The organism is Rothia sp. 27098_8_29, assembly GCF_041432785.1.
In the GTDB taxonomy this organism is placed as follows: Bacteria; Actinomycetota; Actinomycetes; order Actinomycetales; family Micrococcaceae; genus Rothia; species Rothia mucilaginosa.
On sequence record NZ_JAPWAI010000014.1, the window covers coordinates 1 to 5,393 of the forward strand.

Here is a 5,393-nt window from a genome sequence, read left to right on the forward strand (position 1 = left end):
TCGCCGCCACCCTTCGCCGCGCCGCGTGCCGAACGGGACTTGCGGGTCTTGACGGCGGGCTTAGCGGCAGGCTTCGCGCCACCGCTCAAATCGGGCAGGGACACCTCCAAACGCTTACCGTTGACCTCGACCACCACGGTGGTGCGCTCGTCCTCGTCAGAGTTCACGTTACCGGGTGCACCGGAGTACATGGGGATGGTGTTATTGAATTCGGTCTCAATCCAACGGGTGTGCACCTTGAACTCGCCGCCCTCAGCCGGCGCGAAGGCGGGATCATCCAGAACGACGCGGTGGAACGGAATGACGGTGGGCATACCCTCAATGGTCAGCTCAGCCAGGGCGCGGCGAGCACGCTGCAGAGCCTGCTCACGGTCCGCGCCGGTGACAATGAGCTTAGCCAGCATAGAGTCGAAGTTACCGCCGATAACGTCGCCAGCCACGAAGCCAGAATCCCAGCGAACACCGGGGCCGGTGGGCACGGTCATCTTCTCGATCGTACCGGGGGCGGGCATAAAGGAACGGCCCGCATCCTCACCGTTAATACGGAACTCGAAGGAGTGACCGCGCAGAACCGGGTCCTTCTCCTCAATCTTCTCGCCGCGGGCAATACGGAACTGCTCACGAACCAGATCCAGACCGGAAATCTCCTCGGAGACAGGGTGCTCCACCTGCAGACGGGTGTTCACCTCAAGGAAGGAGATGGTGCCGTCGGTGCCGACCAGGAACTCACAGGTGCCGGCACCCTGGTAGCCAGCCTCACGCAGAATCGCGCGGGACGCCTCATACAGGCGCTCGTTCTGCTCATCGCTCAGGTAGGGTGCGGGCGCCTCCTCAACGAGCTTCTGGTTACGACGCTGCAGGGAGCAGTCACGGGTGGAAACCACCACAACGTTGCCGTGTGCATCCGCCAGGCACTGGGTCTCAACGTGGCGGGGCGAATCCAGGAAACGCTCGATGAAGCACTCACCGCGACCGAACGCCGCGGTTGCCTCGCGCACGGCGGACTCGTACATCTCAACAATGCTCTCGCGGTCGCGCGCCACCTTAATGCCGCGGCCACCGCCACCAAATGCGGCCTTCACCGCAATGGGCAGACCGTGCTCATCAGCGAAAGCAATAACCTCATCGGCGGACTTGACCGGGTCCTTGGTGCCGGGCACCAGGGGAGCGCCCACCTTCTGTGCGATGTGGCGTGCCGCCACCTTATCGCCCAGCTGGGTAATGGACTCGGGGGAGGGGCCAATCCAGGTCAGGCCAGCGTCAATGCACTTCTGCGCGAACTGCGCGTTCTCAGACAGGAAACCGTAGCCGGGGTGCACGGCGTCAGCACCGGAGCGGATGGCAATCTCAATGAGCTTGTCCATCACCAGGTAGGACTGTGCCGCGGTGGCACCGCCGAGAGCGTAGGCTTCATCGGCGAGCTTTACGTGCTGGGCGTCGCGGTCGGGGTCAGCGTAGACGGCGACGGTCTGCAGGCCCTCATCGCGGGCTGCGCGAATCACGCGGACAGCAATTTCACCGCGGTTAGCGATCAGAATCTTGCTGACCGGGCCGGTGTGACGGCCGGGGACTGCAGTAAATTTCTTGGCGGCTTCTGCCTGGTGCTGAGTCACTTAAAGCTCTCCTTTAATCTCCTGCCGAAAAGGATATCTAGAATCGGCGGGATTGGCGAATATAACGCGCATCATACTGTTCTATCTTATCGATTGGTGTTCAACAATGTGTATTGCAGGGCGCGCTTTGAGACAGATTTATACTGTAGGTCGGTTCTAATTCTCATCTTGGGGCGCCAGCCACAACTCGGTCACAGCAACCTCGCGGCGGCGCAGCATATCGCGTAGCGCGTGAATGGACAGACCCACCACCGTGTGGAACTCACCCTCAATACCGCGAATAAACGCCGAACCGTAACCGTCCAGGGTGAAGGAACCGGCTACCCAGAGCGGCTCGCCGGTAGCAATGTACGCCTCGATTTCCTCGGGGCTGAGCTCATCAAAGTGGACGGTGGCGCTACGTAGTTCAGAAACGGTGGGCAACTCAGAAGTTGCAGGCGGTTCAGTGCCCGGCTCAATACCGCGCAAATCCACTAGAGCGTGACCGGTGTGCAGCACGCCGTGGTTGCCGCTCATTGCGCTGATGCGCTCGCGTGCCGCCTCGGCAGTGTGCGGTTTACCGTAGGCAACGCCGTCAAACTCGAACACCGAATCGCAGCCCAGAACCAGCGCATCCCGCACACCTTCAGCAGCAAGTTCAGCGGCAACTGCCTGCGCTTTCAGCTGCGCCAGCAGGGATGCGGTTTCAGCAGTGGTGAGTCCCGCACGTCCCTGTGCTCGCGCCTGTTCGTTGGCGGTAGCGAGCGCGGCGTCCTCATCTACGGAGGAGACGCGCACCGTGAACGCGATGCGGGAGTCTTCCAGGAGCTTGCGGCGTGCCGGGGAGGCGGAGGCAAGAATCAGTCGGGTCGGTGAAGCGCTGGTAGTCATGGGTTCTATTTTAAGCGTTGCCGGAGAGTTTTACTTTCGGGTTTTACTCTGGGGTGCAGATTGAGGGTCACTGGGTGGAAGCCTCCGCCGGTGCGTCAGCGTTGAGCACGGAGCCTTGGTGCAATCTGGGGGGGGCGTGATCTGCTGGAGGGTTGGAGCGCCGAGCTGAGGGGTATAACGAGGGGTGCATAAAACCGGTGGGCATAAAAAGAGCGTGTCCCATCCCCCTCAACCACGTAGGAGATGGAACACGCCGTTCAAAATCATAACTCTTCTCAATCGTTAAAGAAAAAAAGAATCAATAGTGACACTTTTATGACGTTTGACAAATGTATTTTGCCCATACTGAGGCATGGGTGGCGGAGAAGCGACACGGCGCTAAGCGGTACCGCCTAGCGCCGTGTGCGTGAGCCTTCGTCAGATTAGCGGCGTACCGCGTCCTCCACCTCGTGAAGTCGCTGCGCCTCGCCGGCGATGCGCTCATCGTAGAATTCCTGAGCCACGAAGCCGCCCTCCGAACGGGGAGCGTTGTAGAGCTCCTCATCCAAGATGCCCTCGCGGCGAGCCACAATCGCGGGAACCAGAGCCTGACCGGCAACGTTCAGAGCGGTACGACCCATGTCAACGATCGGGTCAATCGCCAGGAGCAGACCCACACCATCCAGCGGCAGACCCAGAGTGGAAAGGGTCAGGGTCAGCATCACGATAGCGCCGGTCGTACCGGCAGTCGCAGCCGAACCGAGTACGGACACCATCACAATGAGCAGGTACTGGGTGAAGTCCAGCTGAATACCGTAGAACTGAGCCACGAAGATCGCGGCAAGAGCCGGGTAAACCGAGGCACAACCGTCCATCTTGGTGGTCGCACCCAGCGGAACGGCGAAGGATGCGTAGGCGCGGGGAACACCCAGGTTGCGTTCGGCAACGGTCTGGGTCATCGGCATCGAACCCATCGAAGAGCGGGACACGAAGCCCAGCTGGAGCGCCGGCCACACGCCAGAGAAGTACTGGCGGACCGACAGACCATTCGCGCGAACAATAATCGGGTAGACCACGAGGAAGACCAGCAGCAGGCCAATGTAGAGCGCGATGACGAACGCGACTAGCGAACCCATCGACGCCCAACCGTACGCGAACACTGCCTTAGCGATCAGACCCACGGTACCCAGCGGTGCCAGGCGAATAATCCACCACAGAATCTTCTGAATAATCGCCAGAGCGCTCTTGACTACGTCAATGAACGGCTTGGCTGCCTCACCGACCTTCAGCGCGGCAATGCCGACTGCGCCGGAAATGACCAGGATCTGCAGCACGTTGAAGGATGCCGAGGCGGTAATGCCGGAATCGCCGGACTTAGCGCTGACACCCAGACCCAAGAAGTTCACCGGAATCAGACCGGTCAGGAACGCGGTCCACGAACCGGTCGAGCCGGTGTACGCCTTGCCCTGCACCTGCGCGCCCACGCCCGGCTGAACGATCAGGCCCATCGCAATACCGATGAGCACCGCGAAGAACGCGGTAATCGCAAACCAGACGAGCGTGTTAACCGCCAGACGCGCCGCGTTAGTTACCTGCGACAGGTTAGAGATGGAGGCGACCACGGCGGTGAAAATCAGCGGAACAACGGCCGCCTTCAGCAAGGTGACGTAGGAGGAGCCGATGGTATCTAAGGTCACCATGAGCCAGTTGGGGTTGCTCTTCGCGTCCCCGCCCAGTGCGAGGGCGAGGGCGCCGAGAACAATACCCAGAATGAGGGAGGCAATGATTTGGTTGCCGAAAGAAGTAGCCCACTTGGGCAGACGTGAACGAGATGATGCATGCGGTGTAGACATGTGGCATACTCTAAAGCTTTTGTGTACTCCGGCGCGAGTTTGTGTGAAGAAGTATTGCAAACCCGGTGCAGTGTGGGGGATGTGTGACGAACCGTGACCTTCCGGCAGGCCTGCCACAGAGCTACCGACAGGGCAACCAGCTAATCCCAGCAGGCGGTTAAATCGGCTGATAGTTAATTAGGAATTGCCGCAAAAGCAAACAGAAAGGAAACAACTGCGCAACATGCGGCGAAGCTTGCTGAGATTTTGCCGTCAGCTAATAATCCGAAAGCTAGGGCTTGATATGCTGGAACCACACCGATAGTCCGGCGAAAGTCGCCGGATGATGCTGTACCCACTCAGCTTCATGTACGCGTTGAGCGTTACGCCACGCACCACCTTTCAAGGAGAGATGCATGAGTTCTGCTCCCCAATACCCCGGCGGAACCACCACCCCTAACGGCCCGAAAAAGCCCCGCAATCGCATGGAAGCGGTTGCAGATTTCGCTACCCGCGCCGCACAGACCTCTGCCCAGCAGACCCTGAACCTGGGTGCGACCCGCCCCGGCATCGCCAAGATGATTGCCGTAGCTGGCGCTGGCGTGCTGCTGGTTGGCGGCGGCATCTTCGCCTACAACTCCATGCACCAGGAAGAGAATGCGTTCTTGTCGCAGGGCGAAGAGTACGCCCGCGTCTGCCAGGACGCGAAGACCGGCCTGCGCGTGGAAGATAGTGAATGTGAGAAGGCAGGCGTTCAGGAGCCGACCGACTCGTCCAGTAGCGATTCCTCGGGCTCGTCGAGCTCGTCGGGTTCTTCCGGTTCCTCCAGTTCTTCGGGCTCTTCTGGGTCTTCAGGCACTTCTGGTTCGACCACCACCCACAATAATTCGAATGCGTTCCTCTGGTACTACCTGGGTCGCCAAAGTGCCGCTAATTCTTCCGGATCCCACTACATTCCTCCTGTAGGTTCCAAGCTTTCCGGAGGTAGCACCACCCGCCCCAGCAACGGCACCGTCTATAGTGGCGTGTCCTCCAAGGGCGGCGGCTTCGAGGACTCCTACCGCACCGCGAAGAAGTCCTCCACCGTTTCCTCCGGCAA

The 5,393-nt window shown here is 60.2% G+C and carries 4 protein-coding genes; 1 reads left to right on the forward strand and 3 read right to left on the reverse strand.

Annotation, left to right across the window (positions count from 1 at the left end; translation table 11 throughout):
* The 3 genes from O3649_RS08845 to O3649_RS08855 all read right to left on the reverse strand — a co-directional run.
* A partial coding sequence (locus O3649_RS08845) for an acetyl/propionyl/methylcrotonyl-CoA carboxylase subunit alpha (RefSeq protein ID WP_371573850.1) occupies window positions 1-1,613 on the reverse strand: 1,613 nt, incomplete at its 3' end.
* 156 nt (window positions 1,614-1,769) lie between these two features.
* Window positions 1,770-2,483 (reverse strand): nucleoside triphosphate pyrophosphatase, encoded by a 714-nt coding sequence (locus tag O3649_RS08850; RefSeq protein WP_371573852.1) that lies wholly within the window; start codon window positions 2,481-2,483, stop codon window positions 1,770-1,772.
* Between the two features lie 422 nt (window positions 2,484-2,905).
* Window positions 2,906-4,315, reverse strand: coding sequence for a dicarboxylate/amino acid:cation symporter (locus O3649_RS08855; RefSeq protein WP_371573854.1), 1,410 nt, complete (start codon window positions 4,313-4,315; stop codon window positions 2,906-2,908).
* A 395-nt stretch (window positions 4,316-4,710) separates the two neighbouring features.
* On the opposite strand from O3649_RS08855, the gene O3649_RS08860 reads away from it, so the two are divergent.
* On the forward strand, window positions 4,711-5,393 hold a 683-nt coding region (locus tag O3649_RS08860), incomplete at its 3' end, for a hypothetical protein (protein WP_371573856.1).

What these genes read in the sequence shown, in the direction of transcription:
- O3649_RS08850 (WP_371573852.1), bottom strand. Translation starts at nt 2,483, where the DNA reads ATGACTACCAGCGCTTCACCGACCCGACTGATTCTTGCCTCCGCCTCC.
- O3649_RS08855 (WP_371573854.1), bottom strand. Translation starts at nt 4,315, where the DNA reads ATGTCTACACCGCATGCATCATCTCGTTCACGTCTGCCCAAGTGGGCT.